The 21883-nt window shown below is 62.0% G+C and carries 17 protein-coding genes; 11 read left to right on the top strand and 6 right to left on the bottom strand.

What is annotated here, in order from left to right:
• Positions 1-59: 59 nt before the first annotated feature.
• Positions 60-2237, bottom strand: coding sequence for a malate synthase G (locus ATI14_RS04220; protein WP_016974165.1), 2178 nt, complete (start codon positions 2235-2237; stop codon positions 60-62).
• Between the two features lie 389 nt (positions 2238-2626).
• On the opposite strand from ATI14_RS04220, the gene ATI14_RS04215 reads away from it, so the two are divergent.
• On the top strand, positions 2627-3139 hold the full coding sequence (locus ATI14_RS04215; protein WP_016974164.1) for a glycine cleavage system transcriptional repressor: 513 nt from the start codon (positions 2627-2629) through the stop codon (positions 3137-3139).
• 223 nt (positions 3140-3362) lie between these two features.
• Here ATI14_RS04215 and rarD read toward each other — a convergent pair whose 3' ends face one another.
• The 5 genes from rarD to ATI14_RS04190 form a co-directional block, all read right to left on the bottom strand.
• Positions 3363-4247, bottom strand: coding sequence for an EamA family transporter RarD (rarD, locus tag ATI14_RS04210; protein WP_016974163.1), 885 nt, complete (start codon positions 4245-4247; stop codon positions 3363-3365).
• Positions 4248-4458: 211 nt separating this feature from the next.
• The gene (locus ATI14_RS04205; RefSeq protein ID WP_016974162.1) at positions 4459-5433 is read right to left on the bottom strand and encodes a serine/threonine protein kinase; all 975 of its coding nucleotides are present in this window, start codon (positions 5431-5433) and stop codon (positions 4459-4461) included.
• 171 nt (positions 5434-5604) lie between these two features.
• On the bottom strand, positions 5605-7503 hold the full coding sequence (locus ATI14_RS04200) for a PhoX family protein (RefSeq protein ID WP_016974161.1): 1899 nt from the start codon (positions 7501-7503) through the stop codon (positions 5605-5607).
• 80 nt (positions 7504-7583) lie between these two features.
• The gene (locus ATI14_RS04195) at positions 7584-8348 is read right to left on the bottom strand and encodes a TOBE domain-containing protein (RefSeq protein WP_016974160.1); all 765 of its coding nucleotides are present in this window, start codon (positions 8346-8348) and stop codon (positions 7584-7586) included.
• A 57-nt stretch (positions 8349-8405) separates the two neighbouring features.
• Complete coding sequence (locus ATI14_RS04190) at positions 8406-9143, bottom strand: ComF family protein (protein WP_016974159.1); 738 nt, start codon at positions 9141-9143, stop codon at positions 8406-8408.
• Between the two features lie 92 nt (positions 9144-9235).
• On the opposite strand from ATI14_RS04190, the gene bioB reads away from it, so the two are divergent.
• From bioB to ATI14_RS04135, 10 genes are all read left to right on the top strand, one after another.
• Positions 9236-10291, top strand: coding sequence for a biotin synthase BioB (bioB, locus tag ATI14_RS04185; protein WP_016974158.1), 1056 nt, complete (start codon positions 9236-9238; stop codon positions 10289-10291).
• Positions 10292-10477: 186 nt separating this feature from the next.
• Complete coding sequence (bioF, locus tag ATI14_RS04180) at positions 10478-11659, top strand: 8-amino-7-oxononanoate synthase (protein WP_016974157.1); 1182 nt, start codon at positions 10478-10480, stop codon at positions 11657-11659.
• Positions 11652-12383, top strand: coding sequence for an alpha/beta fold hydrolase (locus ATI14_RS04175; RefSeq protein ID WP_016974156.1), 732 nt, complete (start codon positions 11652-11654; stop codon positions 12381-12383). The genes bioF and ATI14_RS04175 overlap by 8 nt, the downstream gene beginning before the upstream one ends.
• Positions 12376-13188 (top strand): malonyl-ACP O-methyltransferase BioC, encoded by an 813-nt coding sequence (bioC, locus tag ATI14_RS04170; protein WP_016974155.1) that lies wholly within the window; start codon positions 12376-12378, stop codon positions 13186-13188. The genes ATI14_RS04175 and bioC overlap by 8 nt, the downstream gene beginning before the upstream one ends.
• Complete coding sequence (bioD, locus tag ATI14_RS04165; RefSeq protein ID WP_016974154.1) at positions 13185-13865, top strand: dethiobiotin synthase; 681 nt, start codon at positions 13185-13187, stop codon at positions 13863-13865. Before bioC ends, bioD begins: the two co-directional genes overlap by 4 nt.
• 106 nt (positions 13866-13971) lie before the next feature.
• A complete protein-coding gene (locus ATI14_RS04160; protein WP_016974153.1) occupies positions 13972-14253 on the top strand; it encodes a hypothetical protein in 282 nt (93 codons plus the stop codon).
• 334 nt (positions 14254-14587) lie between these two features.
• Positions 14588-16393 carry a phenylacyl-CoA dehydrogenase gene (locus ATI14_RS04155; protein ID WP_016974152.1) on the top strand — a complete coding sequence of 602 codons (1806 nt, stop codon included), beginning with the start codon at positions 14588-14590 and terminating at the stop codon, positions 16391-16393.
• Positions 16394-16597: 204 nt separating this feature from the next.
• The gene (locus ATI14_RS04150; RefSeq protein WP_026082922.1) at positions 16598-17887 is read left to right on the top strand and encodes a GGDEF domain-containing protein; all 1290 of its coding nucleotides are present in this window, start codon (positions 16598-16600) and stop codon (positions 17885-17887) included.
• Positions 17888-17977: 90 nt separating this feature from the next.
• Positions 17978-19747: an acyl-CoA dehydrogenase C-terminal domain-containing protein gene (locus ATI14_RS04145; protein ID WP_016974150.1), complete on the top strand. Its 1770-nt coding sequence runs from the start codon at positions 17978-17980 to the stop codon at positions 19745-19747.
• 259 nt (positions 19748-20006) lie between these two features.
• On the top strand, positions 20007-21785 hold the full coding sequence (locus tag ATI14_RS04135; RefSeq protein WP_016974149.1) for an acyl-CoA dehydrogenase C-terminal domain-containing protein: 1779 nt from the start codon (positions 20007-20009) through the stop codon (positions 21783-21785).
• The last annotated feature ends 98 nt before the right edge of the window (positions 21786-21883 follow it).

The raw sequence follows: 21883 nt of genomic DNA, 5'->3' as shown, positions 1-21883 counted from the left end.
CCTGACGTACTTGCCGGGCTTATAAAAAAGCCCTGATCTTTCGATCAGGGCTTTTTCATTTACAGGCCGTTTTTAGCCTTGAACTCCCGACGCCGACGATGCAACACCGGCTCGGTGTAACCATTGGGCTGTTTAGTCCCTTCAATCACCAATTCCACCGCCGCCTGAAACGCAATGTTGCTGTCAAAATCCGGCGCCAGCGGACGGTACAGCGCGTCACCGGCATTCTGACGGTCCACCACCGGCGCCATGCGCTTGAGGCTTTCCATTACCTGACCTTCGTTGACGATGCCGTGGCGCAGCCAGTTGGCAATGTGCTGGCTGGAGATGCGCAGCGTGGCGCGGTCTTCCATCAGGCCGACGTCGTTGATGTCCGGCACTTTGGAGCAGCCCACGCCCTGGTCGATCCAGCGCACGACATAGCCGAGGATGCCCTGGGCGTTGTTGTCCAGCTCGTTGCGGATTTCTTCGTCGGACCAATCGGTATTTGTCGCCAGAGGAATCGTCAGGATGTCGTCCACCGAGGCGCGTTCGCGCTTGGCCAGTTCGGCCTGGCGGGCGAACACGTCGACCTTGTGGTAGTGCAACGCGTGCAGCGCAGCCGCAGTGGGCGACGGCACCCAGGCGGTGTTGGCGCCCGCCAGCGGGTGAGCAATCTTTTGCTCAAGCATCGCCGCCATCAGGTCGGGCATGGCCCACATGCCTTTACCGATCTGTGCACGCCCTTGCAGGCCGGTGCTCAGGCCGATATCGACGTTCCAGTTCTCGTAGGCGCCGATCCATTTTTCCGCCTTCATGGCCGCCTTGCGCACCATCGCGCCTGCTTCCATGGAAGTGTGGATTTCGTCGCCGGTGCGGTCGAGGAAACCGGTGTTGATAAACACCACGCGCTCGCTGGCCGCCTTGATGCAAGCCTTGAGGTTGACCGTGGTGCGGCGCTCTTCGTCCATAATCCCGACTTTGAGCGTGTTGCGCGGCAGGTTCAGCACTTCTTCAATACGGCCGAACAGCTCGTTGGTGAACGCGGCTTCTTCCGGGCCGTGCATTTTCGGCTTCACGATGTACACGGAGCCAGTGCGGCTGTTTTTACGGCTGTTGTTGCCGTTGAGGCTGTGAATCGCCGCCAGGCTGGTGACCAGGCCGTCGAGAATGCCTTCCGGTACTTCGTTGCCGGCTTTGTCGAGGATCGCGTCGATGGTCATCAAGTGGCCAACGTTGCGCACGAACAGCAGCGAACGGCCGTGCAGGGTCACGTCCTGGCCATCCACGCCGGTGTAGACGCGGTCAGGGTTCATGGTGCGGGTGAAGGTTTTGCCGCCCTTGGCGACTTCTTCGGCCAGGTCGCCCTTCATCAGGCCGAGCCAGTTGCGGTAGATCACCACTTTGTCATCGGCATCCACGGCGGCCACGGAGTCTTCGCAGTCCATGATGGTGGTCAGCGCGGCTTCCATCAGCACATCTTTGACGCCGGCGGCGTCGGTCTGGCCGACCGGAGTACTGGCGTCGATCTGGATTTCGAAATGCAGGCCGTTGTGTTTCAGCAAGATCGCAATCGGCTCGGCCGCAGGGCCCTGGAAGCCGATCAGCTGTGCGTCGTCGCGCAGGCCGCTGTTGCTGCCGCCCTTGAGGCTGACGATCAGCTTGCCATCGACGATCTTGTAACCGGTGGAGTCAACGTGGCTGCCGGCGGTGAGCGGCGCGGCTTCGTCGAGGAAGGCGCGGGCGAAGGCGATGACCTTGTCGCCCCGCACCTTGTTATAGCCCTGGCCCTTTTCGGCACCATTGGCTTCGCTGATGGCGTCGGTGCCGTACAGCGCGTCGTACAGCGAGCCCCAGCGCGCATTCGAGGCGTTGAGGGCAAAACGGGCATTCATCACCGGCACCACCAGCTGCGGGCCGGCCATGCGGGCAATTTCGTCATCGACGTTTTGGGTCGTAGCCTGGAAGTCTGCAGCTTCTGGCAGCAGGTAGCCGATGTCTTGCAGGAAGGCTTTGTAGGCCGCCGCGTCGTGGGCGGTGCCCGCGTGGGTTTGGTGCCAGGCGTCGATGCGCGCCTGGAAATCGTCGCGCTTGGCGAGCAGGGCTTTGTTCTTCGGGGCCAGGTCGTGGATGACCTTGTCGGCGCCGGCCCAGAACTGGTCGGCTGTGATACCGGTGCCGGGAATGGCTTCGTTGTTCACGAAGTCGAACAGGACTTTGGCGACCTTAAGGCCACCGACTTGAACGTGTTCAGTCATCTCTTGCCTCACTCTTCGGAGCTTATGCGCTTTTCAGCTTTTCAATTTACCAATGAAGCCTCTGGCCATTTAAACCACGAACCCGATCCCCCGGTACATGCCTGAAAAAGGCGGCCGGGCTGGCGGATTTCGCGATACGTAGGTGCCTTGGCAGACATCGACCCAACGTTATGTAGTGCGCGATTGGGCATACTACATGATGACTTGCGGTTGTGAAAATTTGACTAAATACGTCGTTTAGCGACCCTCCTGTGACATTCGGTCACAGTGGGGGATGGGATGTTCTCAAAAAACTACTGAATTGTTCCAGATAAATATAAAAATGGTACACGATTTGTTTTCGAGGGCTCCCGAGTCCACCTTGTAGATTGAATTCAGAGGGCTTCGCCATGGACCATCTTGTACTCACTATTATCGCCGCCGACAAACCCGGCCTTGTTGAACGTATCGCGCAGAACATCGCCACCCACGGTGGCAACTGGCTGGAAAGCCGCATGGCGCACATGGCCGGGCAGTTTGCCGGGATATTGCGGGTCAGTGTACCCACGGAAAACCGTCAGGCGCTGGTGGGCGCGCTGGAAGACTTATCCACCCATGGCATTCGCGTGCTGGTGGGTGAGGGCAGCAGCGGGCAGGCTGCGGCGTCCAAGTCGATCCTGATGACGCTGGTGGGCAACGACCGTTCGGGCATCGTGCGCGAGATTACTGCGCTATTGAGCAGGCAGGGCGTGAACCTGGGAAGCCTGAGCACCGACGTGCGTCCGGCGCCCATGAGTGGTGACCCGCTGTTCACCGCCGAGGCGCTCTTGCAGGTGCCGGCCGCGTTGTCCCTGGATACCTTGCAACTGTCCCTGGAAACCCTGGCCGATGACTTGATGGTGGAGTTGCACCACGAGGAATGACTTGCCCGCAAGGTTATGCATGGAAATCTTGCATGGGCCTGTGGATAACCTGTAGAGACCCGGCGCCGCACCACGCCCGCCGGGCCTCTCCGCCTGTTGAGCAAAAAACGAGCAGTTTCAAGGGCTTGTGCACAAATGGCGGGGATCAGGTTGTGGATAACCTTGGGGTGAATGCCTGCAAGCTAGGCCGGCTGTGGCTTGCAGGAGTTTGTACGTTATTTGATCAGCGTTTGCGCGCGCTCAGCCAGATATCCACGCTGTACACCACCAGGCCAGCCCAGATAAAGGCGAAGGCGGTCAAGGTGCTCGGTGCCAGGTGTTCACCGAACAGCAGCACGGCTTCCAGCAGTACCAGCGTCGGTGCGGTGTACTGTAAAAAGCCCAGCGCGGTGTAGGGCAAATGCCGTGCAGCGGCGTTGAAACACACCAGCGGGATCAGCGTGACAGGCCCCGCCGCCGCCAGCCACCAGGCTTCGGAGGTGCTCCAGAATTCAGGCTGCATGCTGTGGGCCGACGGGTTGAACAGCAACCACGCGATGGCAATCGGCACGAGCATCCAGGTTTCCACCACCAAGCCCGGCAGCGCCTTCACGGGGGCCTGTTTGCGGATCAGCCCATAAAAGCCGAAGGTCATCGCCAGCACCAGTGACACCCACGGCAAACTGCCGACCTGCCACACCTGTTGCGCCACCCCGGCTGCCGCCAGCCCCACCGCCACCCACTGCAAGCGCCGCAGGCGTTCGCCGAGGATCAGCATGCCCAGCACCACGTTCACCAGCGGGTTGATGTAGTAACCCAGGCTCGCTTCGAGCATGCGCCCGCTGTTCACCGCCCATACATACGTCAGCCAGTTGGCCGCAATCAGCGAGCCGCTGAGCGCCAGAATCGCCAGGCGCTTGGGGTTGTCGCGCAACTCGCGAAACCAGCCGGGGTGTTTCCACACCATCAACAGCAAACCGCCAAACAGCGCGGACCACAGCACGCGGTGCACGATGATCTCCGCGGCGGGCACGCTGGCGATGGCTTTGAAATAGAGCGGGAACAAGCCCCAGGTGATATAGGCGCTCAGGCCCAGGATGTACCCTTTGCGCGGGTTGGCGGCTTGCATTGCAGAATCCTTGCTTAGGCAGCTAACAAAGCGCGATTGTAAGGATATTTATCCGCCAGTGGGACCCGCTTTGCTTAATGTGGGAGCTGGCTTGCGTGCGATGGCATCACTGCGGTGCAACAGGTAAACCGAGGTGCTTGCATCGCAGGCAAGCCAGCTCCCACAGAAAAGCGGCTCCCACACAAGCCAGCGTCCACAGGGGAGTGTGTGGTCAGAAGAGTTTCAGGGGTTCTTCGTTGAGCGCCGCCAATTGCTCACGCAGCGCCAGCACCTGGTCACCCCAATACCGTTCGCTGCCGAACCACGGAAAGCTGTGGGGGAATGCCGGGTCGTCCCAGCGCCGCGCCAGCCAGGCGCTGTAGTGCATCAGGCGCAAGGCCCGCAGGGGTTCGATCAACGCCAGTTCGCGCGGGTCGAAGTCGTGAAATTCCTGATAGCCGTCCATCAATTCCGACAGTTGGCCCAGGCATTCCTGACGGTCACCCGCGAGCATCATCCACAGGTCCTGCACCGCCGGGCCCATGCGGCAGTCATCCAGATCGACGATATGGAACATCTCGTCGCGGCACATCATGTTGCCGGGGTGGCAATCGCCGTGCATGCGGATGTTCTTGTGGGGCGTGGCCTTGTACACCTCTTCCACACGCTTGAGCAGGTCGCGCGCCACGGATTCGTAGGCGGGCAGCAGACTTTTGGGAATGAAGTTGCCTTCCAGCAAGGTGGTGAGGGAATCGTGGCCGAAGTTCTTCACGCCCAGCGCTTCACGGTGTTCGAACGGGCGGGTGGACCCCACCGCGTGCAAGCGCCCGAGCAACTGGCCGAGGCGATAGAGCTGGTCAAGGTTGCCCGGCTCCGGCGCGCGCCCGCCACGGCGTGGAAACAGGGTGAAGCGAAAGCCCGCGTGTTCGAACAGGCTTTCGCCGTTGTGAATCAGCGGTGCAACCACCGGCACGTCGCACTCGGCCAGTTCGAAGGTGAAGCGGTGTTCTTCGAGAATCGCTTCGTTGGTCCAGCGCTGAGGCCGATAGAACTTGGCGATCAGCGGCTCTGAGTCTTCGATGCCCACCTGGTAGACGCGGTTTTCGTAACTGTTGAGTGCCAATACACGCGCGTCGCTGAGAAAACCGATGCTTTCGACGGCGTCGAGTACCAGGTCGGGGGTCAGTGTTTCAAACGGGTGGGCCATGCGAACTCCTGCGCGCAGCAGGGCGCCGCGTCCGGCCGGGTATGGTAACAGCATAGATAGGCGGTGGCTGTGCGGACGCCTTCGCGGGCAAGCCCGCTCCCACATTTGACCGCATTTTCATGTTGGAGCTCGGTCAACTGTGGGAGCTGGCTTGCCTGCGATGAGGCCTTATCAGGCGCCGACGATGCCGCCGTCATCCCGACGAATGGCCAGCACCGACGAGCGCGGCTTGCCGTTCGGCAAATGCTCCGGCCAGGTCGAGCCACCGGTTTCGCCGGGGTGCTGAATCCCCACAAACAGGGTTTTCTGGTCCGGCGAGAAGCTGATGCCGGTCACCTCACAGGCCACCGGCCCGACCATAAAGCGGCGAATTTCCCCGGTTGAAGGGTCGGCACACAACATCTGGTTATTGCCCATGCCCGCAAAGTCACCGGCGTTGCTGTAGTCGCCGTCGGTGAGAATCCACAAGCGCCCGGCCTTGTCGAAACCCAGGCCGTCGGGGCTGTTGAACATGTTTTGCGGGTTGATATTCGACGAGCCGCCTTTCGGCGTGCCGGCATGCACGCCGGGGTTGCCCGCCACCACAAACAGGTCCCAGCTGAAATCGGCGGCGCCGTGGTCATCGGCGTTGGCCTTCCAGCGCAGAATCTGCCCGTAGACGTTTTTCTCGCGCGGGTTCGGGCCGCCGACCGGTTGGCCGTCTTCGCCGCGCTTGGCGTTGTTGGTGAGGGTGCAATACACCTGGCCATCGGTGGGGCTGACCACGATCCATTCCGGGCGGTCCATGCGCGTGGCTTTTACCACGCTGGCGGCCAGGCGCGCGTGAATCAACACTTCGGCCTGGCTGGCAAAGCCGGAGCTTGCGTCGATGCCGTTTTTGCCGTGGGCCAACTCCACCCACTGGCCCTTGCCCTTGGGGTGGTCGGCGTTGCCGTCGCCCGCGTCGAGAATGGCCACATACAAGGTGCCGTGGTCGAGGAGGTCTTTGTTGGCCTTGGGGTTCTTGTGGTTGATTTTGTCGCGGCTGACGAACTTGTAGATGAACTCGCCGCGCTCGTCGTCGCCCATGTACACCACGGCGCGGCCGTCACGGGTTTCGGCCAGGGCCGCGTTTTCATGCTTGAAACGGCCCAGGGCGGTGCGTTTGGCGGGGGTGGATTGCGGGTCGAACGGGTCGATTTCCACTACCCAGCCATGGCGGTTGAGTTCGTTGGGGTTCTTGGCCATGTCAAAGCGCGGGTCGTGCTGATGCCAGTTGATGTCTTTGCTGGCGGCCACCACGCCGTAGCGTTTTTGGCCGGCGTCGAAGGTCTGTTGTGGGTTACTGCTGCCGAAGCAATCAGTGAAGTTTTCTTCGCAGGTCAGGTAAGTGCCCCACGGCGTTTTGCCGTTGGCGCAGTTCTGGAAGGTGCCGAGGGCTTTTTTGCCGGTGTTGTCGGCGCTTGTTTTCAGCCAGTCGTGGCCGGCGGCCGGGCCACTGAGGCGGATTGGCGAGTTGCCGTGGATGCGGCGGTTGTAGCGCGAGTCCTGCACGAACTGCCAGGTGTCGCCCTTGCGCCGCACTTCAATCACCGACACGCCTTCGCTGGCCTGGGCCTTGCGCACGTCTTCGGCCGATTGCGGCGCGCCGCCGTGGGCGAACAGGTAGCGGTAATTGGTGTATTCGTTGTTGATCGCCATCAGCGCGCGGTTGTTGTCGCCGGGGAAGGCGAACAGGCTCATGCCGTCATTGTTGTCGCCGAACTGCTGCTCCTGAGCCTTGGCCGTGCCGTTCCCGGAAGGGTCGAAGGCCGGGGCGTTTTTGCTCAGCGGCTGGCCCCAGCTGATCAGCACCGAGGCGCTGTAGCCGGGCGGCAGGGTGATGGCGTCGCTGGTGGCGGCGGCGATGCTGGCAAACCCCAGCAAGGGGCTGGCGGAAGCGGCGTTCACGGCCAGGGCGCTGCGGGTCAGCAGGTTGCCGCCGAGGAACATCGCGGCGCCACACAGGGCGCCCGCGCCGATAAAGCGGCGGCGGGTGAGGCCGACCATCTGCTCAAGGTCGGTGGCTTGGTTTTCTTCTAATAGGCTCATTTCAGGCTCCCTGCGGTTTTTGCAGACACCTTAAGGAGCCCTCGTGACGAAATTGTTGCAGTTTGAAGGCGGCGTCAGCGCTACACGGGGGTTCCGAGCAACACGTTGCTGGGCGCGAACTGCACCTGAATCGGCAGGCCTTCTGCGGCGCCCAACGCCTTGAGCGCGGCGGGCTGCGCCAGAGCGCACAACACCAGGCCGTTGGGCAGGGCAATGCGCACTTCGCGCGGGCCGTCATCGGCGTCGAGAATCGCGTCGATAAGGCCGCCCATGCAATTGTGTCCAGGTGTTGCGGGGTGCCCGACTGCGAGCAATTCCAGCCAGCCGGCCTTGATCAATGCAATGACTTCCACGCCGGGCTCCAGCTCCAGTCGCTGCGTGCTGTCGTGGGTGATTTGCGCGTCGAGCGTCAGGCCGCCGGCCAACTGCAGGCGGATCACATCGTTGCGGCCATGGCTGTCGACGGCGACGACCTGACCGTGCAATTGGTTGCGCGCGCTGGTGCGCAACATCAAGCGGCCCAGCAGGTTGAAGTCACTGGCATCTTCGTCCGAGCCCAATATCTCGGCCTGCAACACTTGCAGGCGCTGATACAGACGCAACACGCGTTCACCTTCGGCGGTGAGTCTGGCGCCACCGCCGCCTTTTCCGCCGACACTGCGTTCCACCAGCGGTTTTTGCGCGAGGTTGTTCAGCTCATCGATGGCGTCCCACGCAGCCTTGTAACTCAAACCGGCGCTTTTCGCGGCGCGGGTGATCGAGCCTTGCTCGGCGATGTGCGCCAGCAGGGCAATGCGCTGGGGGCGGCGGATGATGTGTTGGCTGAGTGAGGTCGGCAGAGACATGGGGTTACGCTTCGATAAGGTCAGCGGACGTTGCAGGCGTGGCGCACTGGAGTCAAGTCACGCGCCCGGTTTTGGCGTGCGGGCCAGGCAATACACGTCGACCTGGCGCGCGCCGGCGTCCATTAAAAGTCGGGCGAGGCTGTGGGCGGTGGCGCCGGTGGTCAACACGTCGTCCACCAGAGCGAAGTGGCGACCCTCTACCCGGGCGCCGGGTACGAGCGCGAAGGCCCTGAGCAGGTTGCGCTGGCGGGATTTGGCATCAAGCACCTGTTGCGCGACGGTGTCATGGGGGCGCAGCAACAGGTGTTCATCGTGAGGGATGGCCAGGCGTTCACTGAGCCAGCGCGCCAGCATTTGCGCCTGGTTGAAACCGCGTTCACGCAGGCGTTTGCGCGCCATGGGTACCGGCAGCAGGCAGTCGGGGCGGCCGAGTTCGGTGTTGTCGAAGCGGTGCTGCAAATGCTGCCCCAGCAAGCGCGAGAGCAGATGGCCGAGGGGCCAGAGTGACTGGTGCTTGAAGCGGCTGATCAGGGTGTCGACCGGAAAGCTGTAGGTCCAGGGAGCAATCACTTGTTTATAGGCCGGCGGTTTTTTTTGGCATTGGCCGCAGGTCAGGCCTTCCATTGGCAAGGGCAGGGCGCAGACCTCGCAGTGCGCCATCAGCCACGGCAGCTCGGTTTCGCAGACGTTGCACACACAATCGGCTGATTCGGCGGCTTCATCACAAATTAAACAGAATTGGTTGTTTTTTAGCCAGATGTAAACCTGCTGTTTGTAGTCTGGTTGACAGTGCATGAATCTTCCTTAAATATGCCGAGCATCCGTGTCGTGACTGTGGGTATTGCCTTTCCCACCGCGTAAGCCCAAGCATAATCAAGGAATCGCCCATGAGCGCCAGCACCTCTGCCACCCTGCGTCACGATTGGTCTCTAGCCGAAGTCAAAGCGCTGTTCGTGCAGCCCTTCAATGACCTGTTGTTCCAGGCGCAGACCGTGCACCGCGCACATTTCGACGCTAACCGTGTGCAGGTGTCGACCTTGCTGTCGATCAAAACCGGCGCCTGCCCGGAAGATTGCAAATATTGTCCGCAGTCGGGCCACTACAACACTGGCCTGGAAAAAGAAAAGCTGATGGAAGTGCAGAAGGTCCTCGAAGAGGCTGCCCGCGCCAAGGCCATCGGCTCCACGCGCTTCTGCATGGGCGCCGCCTGGAAACACCCGTCGGCCAAAGACATGCCCTACGTGCTGCAAATGGTTAAAGGCGTGAAGGCCATGGGCCTGGAAACCTGCATGACCCTTGGCCGTCTCGACCAGGACCAGACCGAAGCCCTGGCCCAGGCCGGCCTGGACTACTACAACCACAACCTCGACACCTCGCCGGAGTTCTACGGCAGCATCATCACCACCCGTACCTACAGCGAGCGCCTGCAAACCCTGGCTTACGTGCGCGATTCGGGGATGAAAATCTGCTCGGGCGGCATCCTCGGCATGGGCGAGTCCCTCGACGACCGCGCCAACCTGCTGATTCAGCTGGCCAACCTGCCGGAGCATCCGGAATCGGTGCCGATCAACATGCTGGTGAAAGTGGCCGGAACACCGCTGGAAAACGCCGAAGACATCGACCCGTTCGACTTCATCCGCATGCTGGCCGTGGCGCGCATCCTGATGCCGCAATCCCACGTGCGCCTGTCGGCCGGCCGCGAGGCGATGAACGAACAGATGCAGGCCCTGGCGTTCTTTGCCGGTGCCAACTCGATTTTCTACGGCGACAAACTGCTGACCACCGCCAACCCGCAGGCCGATAAGGACATGCAGCTGTTCTCGCGCCTGGGAATTTTGCCGGAAGCCCGTGAAGAGCACGCCGATGAAGTGCATCAGGCGGCGATCGAGCAGGCGTTGGTGGAGCAGAAAAGCAGCGAGCAGTTCTATAACGCCGTGGTTTGACGCCAACTCTTCCATTTGGAATGCATTCCAAATGTGGGAGCGGGCTTATGTGGGAGCTGGCTTGCCCGCGATGCAGGCACCTCGGTGTGTCAGTTACACAGTGGTGATGCTATCGCAGGCAAGCCAGCTCCCACACAAACCAGCCCACATTGAGGCTGTGTTCACCCAGACCTACCCGAGGCCAGCATGTCTTTCGATCTCGCCGCGCGCCTCGCTGCCCGCCGTGCCGAACACCTTTATCGCCAGCGCCCGCTGCTGGACAGCCCCCAAGGCCCGCAAGTGGTGGTCGACGGCCAGCCCTTGCTCGCCTTCTGCAACAACGACTACCTGGGCCTGGCCAACCACCCGCACGTGATCGAAGCCTGGCGCGCCGGGGCGTCCCGTTGGGGCGTGGGCGGTGGCGCCTCGCACTTGGTGGTCGGCCACGCCACGCCGCACCATGAGCTGGAAGAAGCCCTGGCCGACCTGACCGGGCGCCCGCGTGCGTTGCTGTTTACCACCGGTTATATGGCCAACCTCGGCGCGGTGACCGCGCTGGTGGGGCAGGGCGACACGGTGCTGGAAGACCGCCTCAATCACGCCTCGTTGCTGGATGCCGGTTTGCTGTCCGGCGCGCGGTTCAACCGCTACCTGCACAACGACGCCGACAGCCTGGCCAAACGTCTTGAGAAAGCCACCGGCAATACGCTGGTGGTCACCGACGGTGTGTTCAGCATGGACGGCGACCTGGCCGACTTGCCGGCGCTCGCCCGAGAGGCCCGTGCCAAAGGTGCCTGGTTGATGGTGGACGATGCCCATGGCTTCGGTCCGCTGGGGGCGAACGGCGGCGGTATCGTCGAGCATTTCGGCATGAGTCAGGAGGATGTGCCGGTATTGGTCGGCACCCTCGGCAAAGCCTTCGGCACCGCCGGGGCGTTTGTGGCGGGCAGTGAAGAGCTGGTCGAAAGCCTGATCCAGTTCGCCCGGCCCTACATTTACACCACCAGCCAACCGCCCGCGCTGGCCTGCGCCACGCTGAAAAGCCTGGAGCTGTTGCGCACCGAGCATTGGCGCCGCGAGCATCTGAATGGATTGATCCGCCAGTTCCGCCAAGGCGCGGAGCAGTTGGGCCTGGACCTGATGGACAGCTTCACGCCGATCCAGCCCATTCTGATCGGCGACAGCGCCAAGGCAGTGCGCCTGTCGCAGATGCTGCGCGAGCGTGGGTTGATGGTGACCGCTATTCGCCCGCCGACCGTGCCCGCCGGCAGCGCACGGTTGCGCGTGACGCTGACGGCGGCCCACAGCGCAGCGCAGGTGCAGCTATTGTTAAACGCATTGGAGGAGTGTTTCCGGTTGTTAAGCATTACGGAGCCCGACCATGCGTGACCGATTGATCCTGCTGCCCGGCTGGGGCCTCGGCGTTTCGCCGCTGGAGCCTTTGGCCGCCGCCTTGCGCGGGCTTGACGAACATCTGCAGGTGCATATCGAGCCCTTGCCTGTGCTCGATTCCAGCGACCTGAATGAATGGCTCGACGAACTCGACGCCACGCTGCCGGACAACGCCTGGCTAGGCGGATGGTCACTGGGCGGCATGCTCGCCTCCGAGCTGGCGGCGCGGCGCGGCGAGCGTTGCTGCGGCCTGCTGACGCTGGCGAGCAACCCGTGTTTTGTCGCCCACGACGGCTGGCCGAATGCGATGCCGGCCGAAACCTTCGACGCGTTCCTCGCCGGATGCCACGCCGACTCCCAGGTCACCCTTAAACGTTTCGGACTGCTGTGTGCCAAGGGCGGCGAAGACCCGCGCGGGCTGTCGCGCCTGCTGGTCAGCGGGGCGCCGACGGCGCCTTCCAGCGTGTTGATGCCCGGCCTGGAGCTGCTCGCCCAACTGGACACGCGCGACGCCTTGCTCGCCTACCGCGGCCCGCAGTTGCACCTGTTCGCCGGGCTGGACGGCCTGGTGCCCGCCGAGGCGGCCAGTGATCTGCTGGCTTTGTTGCCGGATGTTGAAATCGGTCTGATTGAGCAGACCGGTCACGCTTTTCTACTGGAAGACCCCCACGGTGTTGCCGGGGCCATCCAGGCTTTTTTGCATGAGTGTGTTGATGACTGATTTAGCCCACCCCCCACTGCCGGGCGCCTTGCCGGACAAGCGCCAGGTGGCGGCGTCCTTTTCCCGTGCGGCCGCCAGCTACGACAGCGTGGCCGAACTGCAACGCGCGGTGGGCCATGAATTGTTGGCTCGTCTTCCCGCTGCAATCGATCCGCAACGCTGGCTGGACCTCGGGTGCGGCACGGGTTTTTTCAGCCGCGTGCTCGCTGAGCGCCTGCCCGCCAGCCAGGGCGTGGCGCTGGATATTGCCGAAGGCATGCTCAACCACGCGCGGCCACTGGGCGGCGCCGAGCATTTCATCGCCGGTGATGCCGAGCGCCTGCCGTTGCAGGGCGAAAGCTGCGGGCTGATCTTCTCCAGCCTGGCGGTGCAATGGTGTGCGAACTTCGACGCCGTGCTCAGCGAGGCTTATCGCGTACTGCAGCCCGGCGGTGTATTCGCCTTCGCGAGCCTGTGCGTGGGCACGCTGGATGAACTGCGGGAAAGCTGGCGCGCGGCCGACGGCCTGGTGCACGTCAACCGCTTCCGCACTTTCGAGGCCTACCAACAGCTGTGCGCCAACAGCGGTTTGCGCGTGCGCAGCCTGGAGCGTCAGCCCCACGTGCTGCACTACCCGGATGTGCGCAGCCTGACCCACGAACTCAAAGCGCTGGGCGCGCATAACCTCAACCCGGGTCGGCCGGGAGGGTTGACGGGCCGCGCGCGGATTGTTGCACTGGTGGACGCCTACGAGCAGTTCCGTCAGGCCAAGGGCCTGCCTGCCACTTACCAGGTGGTATACGCCGTACTGGAGAAACCGCTATGAGCGCCGCTTACTTCATCACCGGCACCGATACGGATGTCGGCAAGACCACCGTCGCCGCCGGCCTGCTGCATGCCGCACGGCTGGCGGGCAAGAGCACTGCCGCCGGAAAGCCTGTGGCGTCGGGCTGCCAGTTGACGAGCAAAGGCCTGCGCAACAGCGATGCCCTGGCGTTGCTGGCTGAATGTTCGTTGCCGCTGACGTATGACGAGGTCAACCCGGTGGCGTTCGAGCCCGCCATTGCACCCCATTTGGCCGCGCGCGAAGCGGGCGTGGCGCTGACCGTGCAATCACTGCTCAAACCCATGCAGCGGATTCTGGCGCTTCAGGCGGATTTCACCTTGATCGAAGGGGCGGGCGGCTGGCGCGTGCCGCTGGCCGATCAGAGCAACCTGTCGGACCTGGCCATGGCGCTCAAGCTGCCGGTGATTCTGGTGGTGGGCGTGCGCCTGGGCTGTATCAGCCATGCCTTGCTCACGGCCGAGGCCATCGCGCGGGACGGCCTGGTATTGGCAGGCTGGGTGGCGAATATCATCGACCCCAAGACCTCTCGTCTGGAAGAAAACCTTGCCACCCTGGCTGAACGCTTGCCGGCGCCGTGCCTGGGGCGCGTGCCGAAACTCAAGCAGGCCGGGGCCGAAGCGGTGGCCGAGTACCTGGAATTGGACCTGCTTGACTGATTTTGGCTATCGCTAAGGCATTATGCCATTAGTGTTTTTGACGGGCGTTTCGCCGGGTTGTCTGCTTCAATTCATATTCACGATTCTCTAAAGGCAGGCTTACGCCATGGAAATCTCTGGAAGCAGCGCGTTTTATTCGGGGCTGAGCAGCATTCAGACCGGGCAGAACCGTGTCGACCAGGCGGCCGGCAAAATCGCCGGTACCGCGACGACCCAGCCCTCGGATGCACAAAGTGATCGCTTGCAAGCCAACGATCGCGCCCAGCCGTCCAATTCGGCGAGCAACATGGTCGAAATGGCCCAGGGCAAGTTTCAAGTGGAGCTGGGCGCAAAAGTCGCCAAGGCTTCGGATGAAATGCTCGGTACGTTGATCGACACCTACGCTTAATCTACCTATGCGCTGGCTCTCGCTTTCTGTGGGAGCTGGCTTGCCTGCGATGGTATCGACTCAATCTTCCTGATACACCTCTGCGTCTGCATCGCAGGCAAGCCAGCTCCCACATTTGCCCTGCGTCACCCCGCAGAACTCCTAAACTCCTTTTTGACGTGGCATCGCGCCGCAGGCCTTGCCGTGCCTGGGGTTGATTCATGTCATGACAAACGGCTTCAGGACGACGCTTGACATCCCCAGGTCGTAAACGTATGTTTCAAACACCTGTTTGACCGCCATCACTCATCCACGCGGTTGTTCATCCCAGATACATCAGCAGAGGTTTATCGCTATGCCTGACTACAAGGCCCCCTTGCGTGATATTCGCTTCGTTCGTGACGAACTGCTCGGTTATGAAGCGCACTATCAGAGCCTGCCGGCTTGCCAGGACGCTACCCCGGACATGGTTGACGCCATCCTTCAGGAAGGCGCCAAGTTCTGTGAGCAAGTGCTGGCACCGTTGAACCGCGTGGGTGACATCGAAGGTTGCACCTGGAGCGAGTCAGGCGTTAAGACCCCTACCGGTTTCAAAGAAGCCTACAAACAATTCGTCGAAGGCGGCTGGCCAAGCCTGGCCCACGACGTGGAGCACGGTGGCCAGGGCCTGCCGGAATCCCTGGGCCTGGCGGTGAGCGAAATGGTCGGCGCCGCCAACTGGTCGTGGGGCATGTACCCGGGCCTGTCCCACGGTGCGATGAACACCATTTCCGAGCACGGCACTCCTGAGCAGCAAGAGGCCTACCTGACCAAGCTGGTGTCGGGCGAATGGACCGGCACCATGTGCCTGACCGAGCCGCACTGCGGCACCGACCTGGGCATGCTGCGCACCAAGGCCGAGCCTCAGGCCGACGGTTCCTACAAAGTTTCCGGCACCAAGATCTTCATCTCGGCCGGCGAACACGACATGGCCGACAACATCGTCCACATCGTACTGGCCCGCCTGCCGGACGCACCGGCCGGCACCAAAGGCATCTCGCTGTTTATCGTGCCGAAGTTCCTGCCGAACGCCGACGGTTCGATTGGCGCACGCAACGCTGTGACCTGTGGCTCGCTGGAACACAAGATGGGCATCCACGGCAACGCCACCTGCGTGATGAACTTCGACGCGGCCACCGGTTTCCTGATCGGCCCGGCGAACAAAGGCCTGAACTGCATGTTCACCTTTATGAACACCGCTCGCCTGGGCACCGCGCTGCAAGGCTTGTCCCACGCCGAGATCGGCTTTCAGGGCGGCCTGAAATATGCTCGCGACCGCCTGCAAATGCGCTCCCTGACCGGCCCGAAAGCGCCAGACAAAGCCGCTGACCCGATCATCGTGCACCCTGACGTGCGCCGCATGCTGCTGACCATGAAAGCCTTCGCCGAAGGCAACCGCGCGATGGTGTACTTCACCGCCAAGCAAGTGGACATCGTCAAATACGGCACCGACGACGAAGCCAGGAAACAGGCTGACGGCCTGCTGGCGTTCATGACGCCGATCGCCAAGGCGTTCATGACCGAAGTCGGTTTTGAGTCCGCCAACCACGGCGTGCAGATCTACGGCGGCCACGGCTTCATCGCCGAGTGGGGCATGGAGCAGAACGTTCGCGACAGCCGCATTTCGATGCTGTACGAAGGCACCACCGGCATCCAGGCCCTCGACCTGCTGGGCCGCAAAGTGCTGATGACCCAGGGCGAGGCACTCAAGGGCTTCACCAAGATCGTGCACAAGTTCTGCCAGGCCAACGAAGGCAACGAAGCGGTCAAAGAGTTCGTTGCACCACTGGCAGCACTGAACAAAGAGTGGGGCGAGTTGACCATGAAGGTCGGCATGGCCGCGATGAAGGACCGCGAAGAAGTCGGTGCCGCCTCGGTGGACTACCTGATGTACTCCGGCTACGCGTGCCTGGCTTACTTCTGGGCCGACATGGCGCGCCTGGCAGCCGAGAAACTGGCGGCCGGCACCACCGAAGAGGCTTTCTACACCGCCAAGTTGCAGACTGCGCGCTTCTACTTCCAGCGCATCCTGCCGCGAACCCTGGCCCATAAAGCTACCATGCTGTCGGGCGCGAACAACCTGATGGACATGAACGAAGAAAACTTCGGCCTGGCTTACTAAGCCTTCCGGGTTCTCTTGAGAAACCGCCGCTTCCCCGGGACGCGGCGGTTTTTTTATGGGCGAGAAAAAACGCAGCGTGGCGCTCAGGGATTGCCGTTGGCTGCCGTTACAGTGATGGCAATGTGATACAGGTCACATTGAATGTGCTTAACTGTGCGCAATGAAGGCACTGTGCCATCTATCTGGCGGGTCGGAGCTTTACCCTTGTCACGCGTGTCCGCTCTACGTTTCAGCCATTTCCTACCGTCACTGCTGCTTTTGCTGGCCGGGCTGTCGGCTGCATACGTCAAAGACCTCAACGTGTTCTTCACCTCGCTTTTCAATGTGCTGCCGACCCTGGTGCTGTTGCTCGGCGGTTCGTATTGCGCGGTCTATCGGCGCCAGCGTGAGCTGTTTCTGATGATCACCGTGTACATCGTGTATTTCCTGCTGGACACCCAAACCGATTTCTACCGCGACAATGGCCGCGTCCGCGAAGACGCCGCCGTGGTGTTTCACCTGTGCTGCCTGCTGCTGCCGTTGCTGTTCAGCATTTACGCGCTGTGGCAGGAAAAAACCCACCTGTTCCGCGACTTCATCGCCCGCTGTGCGGTGCTGCTGGCGGTCGGCAGTGTGGCGCTGGCCCTTGAGCAAAGTTATCCCCAGGCCGTGCTGAGCTGGCTGGCCGAGATTCGCTGGCCCGCGCTGCATGGCAGCTGGATGAGCCTGATCCAGCTTTCATACCCGATGTTCCTGATTGGCTTTTTGACCCTGGCCGCGCAGTACTGGTACCAGCCGCGCCCGTTGCACGCGGCGCAACTGGTTGGTTTGCTGGGGTTGTTCTGGATGTTGCCGCAAACGTTCATCCTGCCGTTTACCCTGAACATCATGTGCAGCCAGGTGATGCTGATGATTGCCGCCGGTGTGGCCCACGAGGCCTACCAGATGGCGTTCCGCGACGAACTCACCGGCCTGCCGGGGCGACGCGCGCTCAATGAACGCATGCAGCGGCTGGGGCGCAATTACGTGTTGGCGATGACTGACGTTGACCACTTCAAGCGCTTTAACGACACCCATGGCCACGACGTGGGTGACCAAGTGCTGCGCCTGGTGGCGAGCAAGCTGTCCAGGGTCAACGGTGGCGGGCGGGCGTACCGCTACGGCGGTGAAGAGTTCGCGGTGGTGTTCGCCGGCAAGACCCTGGATGAATGCATGCCGCACCTGGAGGAAATCCGCGGGATCATCGCCGACTACGACATCAAACTGCGTAATCCGGACCGCCCGCAGGACGACCATCAAGGTCGCCAGCGGCGTGCGGGCAGCGGTGCGTCGAGCGTGTCGGTGACCGTCAGCATCGGCGTGGCCGAACGCCAGGCCGAGCAACGCACGCCGGAAGAAGTGCTCAAATCCGCCGACCAGGCGTTGTATGCAGCCAAGGGCGCCGGGCGTAACTGTGTGGTCGCGGCCGGGCAAAACCGTCGCGGCGCGGTGCGCATGGAGGCCGCTGCCGGTTGAGTGATGGCGGTGTATTCAGCGGTTCTACAGTGATTGTCCGAGGCGCGGGCCGGCAGTAGGTTGAAGGCATCTGCTGCCGGAGACATTGCCATGCCTGAGTACAAAGCTCCCCTGCGCGACATGCGCTTTCTGATAGACAACGTGTTTGATTTTCACGGCCATTACGCGGCGCTGGGCGCGACCGACGCCAGCCCGGACATGGTCAACGCGATCCTCGAAGAAGGCGCCAAATTCTGCGAAAACGTGCTCTCGCCGCTCAACCGCAGCGGCGACGAAGAGGGCTGCCATTTCGACAATGGTGTGGTCACCACGCCCAAAGGTTTCAAGGAAGCTTTCGCACAGTACGTGGAAGGCGGCTGGCACGGTTTGGCGGCCGACCCGGCCTACGGTGGCCAGGGTTTGCCGTCGTCCCTGGGACTGGTGCTCAGCGAGATGATCGGCTCCAGCAACACCTCCTGGGGTATGTACCCCGGGCTGACCCACGGCGCGATGACGGCGATCCATGCCCATGGCACCGAAGCGCAAAAATCCACCTACCTGAACAAGCTCACGGCGGGCGAGTGGACCGGTACCATGTGCCTGACCGAAGCCCATTGCGGCACCGACCTGGGTTTGATCAAAACCCGTGCCGTGCCCCAGGCGGACGGCAGCTATGCGGTCACCGGCAGCAAGATTTTCATCTCTGCCGGCGAGCACGACATGAGCGCCAATATCATCCACCTGGTGCTGGCCAAGCTGCCGGACGCGCCGGCGGGCACCAAGGGCATTTCGCTGTTTATCGTGCCCAAGTTCCTCGCCGACTCGGGTGAGCGCAACGCGGTGCACTGCGGCTCCATCGAACACAAAATGGGCATCAAAGGCTCGGCCACCTGCGTGTTGAATTTTGACGCTGCCAAAGGTTTTCTGATCGGCGAGGCGAACAAGGGCCTCAATTGCATGTTCACCATGATGAACCACGCGCGCCTGGGCACTGGCATGCAGGGTCTGTGCAATGGTGAAGCGAGCTTTCAAGGCGCGATCCAATACGCCAACGACCGCCTGCAAATGCGCTCGCTGACCGGTGCCAAAGCCCCGGAAAAAGCCGCCGACCCGATCATCGTGCACCCCGATGTGCGCCGCATGCTGCTGACCATGAAGGCTTTCAACGAAGGCAACCGCGCGCTGACCTACTTCACCGCGCAACTGCTCGACACCGCACACCTGAGCGGCGACGCCACCGAGCGCCAGGACGCCGAGGACCTGCTGGCGTTCCTCACCCCCATCTGCAAAGCCTTCATGACCGACACCGGCCTTGAGGTGACCAACCACGGCATGCAGATCTTCGGCGGCCACGGTTACATCCGCGAATGGGGCATGGAGCAGTTGGCGCGTGATGCGCGGATTGCGCCGATCTATGAAGGCACCAACGGCATTCAGGCCCTCGATTTGCTGGGGCGCAAGGTGTTGGGCAGCCAGGGCAAACTGTTGCGCGGGTTTACCAGGATCGTGCACAAGTTTTGTGCGGCGAATGCCGAACATCCGCAGCTCAAGGCTTACGTGGCGCAGCTTGATGACCTGAACGGGCAGTGGGGCGAGTTGACCATGAAAATCGGCATGGCGGCGATGAAGAACCCGGATGAGGTGGGGGCGGCCGCCGTGGATTACTTGATGTACAGCGGCTACATCATCCTCGCCTACCTGTGGTTGCGCATGGCGATTGCGGCTCAAGATCAGGATGATGCCGAATTTGCCAGGGCCAAACTGGCTACCTGCGATTTCTATTTCAAACGCCTGCTGCCGCGCACGGCCACACATCGCGCCGCTGTGGAGGCTGGCAGCGAATGCCTCATGAGCTTGCCTGCTCAGCTATTTGCCCTATAGGCGCGATTGATTCACTGCGGTCAAAACGTGGGAGCTGGCTTGCCTGTGATGCGGGCACCTCGGTTTGTCAGGTCCACCGAGGTGACGCCATCGCAAGCAAGCCAGCTCCCACACAAGGCCACATTAGAATTGCGATATGACTAATAAATACTAAATAGTCACAAAAGGACCCTATGTGTCTGAAAAGTTGTTCGGGTACACTCGGGGCCTGTAAAACCGATCCTGCCGAATCACTTTTCATGTTCTCACGAGGTTTGCCATGGCTGATTACAAAGCGCCGCTGCGTGATATGCGCTTCGTCCTCAATGAAGTCTTTGAGGTCGCCAACACTTGGGCCCAATTGCCGGCATTGGCAGACACCGTAGATGCCGAAACCGTCGAGGCGATCCTCGAGGAAGCCGGCAAAGTCACCGCCAAGTCCATCGCCCCGCTGAGCCGCGGCGGCGATGAACAAGGTTGCCGTTGGGACAACACCGCCGTGTTTACGCCGGACGGTTTTCCACAGGCCTACAAAACCTACGCCGAAGGTGGCTGGGTGGGCGTGGGCGGTGACCCGGTCTTCGGCGGCATGGGCATGCCCAAGGCGGTGTCGGCCCAGGTGGAAGAGATGATCAACTCGTCCAGCCTGGCATTCGGCCTGTACCCGATGCTGACGTCCGGCGCCTGCGTGTCGATCAACACCCACGCCAGTGAGGAACTCAAGGCCACCTACCTGCCGAAGATGTATTCCGGCGAGTGGGCCGGTTCCATGTGCCTGACCGAGGCGCACGCCGGCACTGACCTGGGGATTATCCGCACCAAGGCCGAGCCCCAAGCGGATGGTTCCTACACCATCAGCGGCACCAAGATCTTCATCACCGGCGGCGAACACGACCTCACCGAAAACATCATCCACCTGGTGCTGGCCAAGCTGCCGGACGCGCCGGCCGGGCCCAAGGGGATTTCGTTGTTCCTGGTGCCGAAGTTCATGGTCAATGCCGATGGCAGCCTGGGTGCGCGCAACCTGGTGAGCTGTGGCTCGATCGAACACAAAATGGGCATCCAGGCGTCCGCGACCTGTGTGATGAACTTCGACCAGGCCGTGGGGTTCCTGGTGGGCGAGCCGAACCGTGGTTTGGCGGCGATGTTCACCATGATGAACTACGAGCGTTTGGGCGTGGGCATCCAGGGGCTGGCGTCCGGCGAGCGCTCCTATCAGAACGCGATTGAGTACGCGCGGGACCGCTTGCAAAGCCGCTCGCCGACCGGCGCCAAATCTAAAGACAAGGTCGCCGACCCGATCATCGTGCACCCGGACGTGCGTCGCATGCTGCTGACCATGAAGGCGGCGAACGAAGGCGGACGCGCGTTCTCCACCTACGTGGCGACCCAACTGGACATCGCCAAGTTCAGCGAAGATGCCGCCGCCCGCGAGCGCGCCGATAACCTGGTGGCCTTGCTGACGCCGGTCGCCAAGGCGTTCCTCAGCGACCTCGGCCTGGAAACCACGGTGCTGGGCCAACAAGTGTTTGGCGGGCACGGCTACATTCGCGAGTGGGGCCAGGAGCAACTGGTGCGTGATGTGCGCATCACGCAGATCTACGAAGGCACCAATGGTATTCAGGCGCTCGACTTGATGGGCCGCAAAATCGTCGGCAGCGGGGGCAAGTTCTACACCCTGTTTGCGGATGAAATCCGCCAGTTCATCGCCACCGCCGGCGCAGAACTGGGCGAATTCACCCGGCCGCTCAGCGCGGCGGTGGATAACCTGGATGAACTGACCGCGTGGGTGCTCGACCGCGCCAAGACCGACCCGAATGAAATCGGTGCCGCCTCGGTGGAATACCTGCACGCATTTGGCTACGTGGCTTACGCCTATATGTGGGCGCGCATGGCCAAGGCCGCGCTGGGCAAGGAGGCTGAGGACGATTTCTACGCCAGCAAACTGGGCACCGCGCGTTTCTACTTCGCCCGTCTGCTGCCGCGCATTCACTCGTTGAGTGCTTCGGTGAAAGCCGGGAGCGAATCGCTGTTCCTGCTGGATGAAGCTCAGTTCTGATGGCGGGGAGGGCGTGTAAGCAATCTCTTACATGACGTGCTGCTATTCGTCCTCTATCGCCAAATTGGATCCACGGATAATCTACTTCACATGGACGT

The organism is Pseudomonas tolaasii NCPPB 2192, assembly GCF_002813445.1.
GTDB lineage: Bacteria > Pseudomonadota > Gammaproteobacteria > Pseudomonadales > Pseudomonadaceae > Aquipseudomonas > Aquipseudomonas tolaasii.
Note: the sequence above shows the minus strand (reverse complement) of the source record. Positions and strands in the feature narration are given on the sequence as shown.

Excerpts from the sequence above, each read along its gene's own strand:
- ATI14_RS04220 (WP_016974165.1), bottom strand. The coding sequence starts at position 2,237 with ATGACTGAACACGTTCAAGTCGGTGGCCTTAAGGTCGCCAAAGTCCTG.
- ATI14_RS04215 (WP_016974164.1), top strand. The coding sequence starts at position 2,627 with ATGGACCATCTTGTACTCACTATTATCGCCGCCGACAAACCCGGCCTT.
- rarD (WP_016974163.1), bottom strand. The coding sequence starts at position 4,247 with ATGCAAGCCGCCAACCCGCGCAAAGGGTACATCCTGGGCCTGAGCGCC.
- ATI14_RS04205 (WP_016974162.1), bottom strand. The coding sequence starts at position 5,433 with ATGGCCCACCCGTTTGAAACACTGACCCCCGACCTGGTACTCGACGCC.
- ATI14_RS04200 (WP_016974161.1), bottom strand. The coding sequence starts at position 7,503 with ATGAGCCTATTAGAAGAAAACCAAGCCACCGACCTTGAGCAGATGGTC.
- ATI14_RS04195 (WP_016974160.1), bottom strand. The coding sequence starts at position 8,348 with ATGTCTCTGCCGACCTCACTCAGCCAACACATCATCCGCCGCCCCCAG.
- ATI14_RS04190 (WP_016974159.1), bottom strand. The coding sequence starts at position 9,143 with ATGCACTGTCAACCAGACTACAAACAGCAGGTTTACATCTGGCTAAAA.
- bioB (WP_016974158.1), top strand. The coding sequence starts at position 9,236 with ATGAGCGCCAGCACCTCTGCCACCCTGCGTCACGATTGGTCTCTAGCC.
- bioF (WP_016974157.1), top strand. The coding sequence starts at position 10,478 with ATGTCTTTCGATCTCGCCGCGCGCCTCGCTGCCCGCCGTGCCGAACAC.
- ATI14_RS04175 (WP_016974156.1), top strand. The coding sequence starts at position 11,652 with ATGCGTGACCGATTGATCCTGCTGCCCGGCTGGGGCCTCGGCGTTTCG.
- bioC (WP_016974155.1), top strand. The coding sequence starts at position 12,376 with ATGACTGATTTAGCCCACCCCCCACTGCCGGGCGCCTTGCCGGACAAG.
- bioD (WP_016974154.1), top strand. The coding sequence starts at position 13,185 with ATGAGCGCCGCTTACTTCATCACCGGCACCGATACGGATGTCGGCAAG.
- ATI14_RS04160 (WP_016974153.1), top strand. The coding sequence starts at position 13,972 with ATGGAAATCTCTGGAAGCAGCGCGTTTTATTCGGGGCTGAGCAGCATT.
- ATI14_RS04155 (WP_016974152.1), top strand. The coding sequence starts at position 14,588 with ATGCCTGACTACAAGGCCCCCTTGCGTGATATTCGCTTCGTTCGTGAC.
- ATI14_RS04145 (WP_016974150.1), top strand. The coding sequence starts at position 17,978 with ATGCCTGAGTACAAAGCTCCCCTGCGCGACATGCGCTTTCTGATAGAC.
- ATI14_RS04135 (WP_016974149.1), top strand. The coding sequence starts at position 20,007 with ATGGCTGATTACAAAGCGCCGCTGCGTGATATGCGCTTCGTCCTCAAT.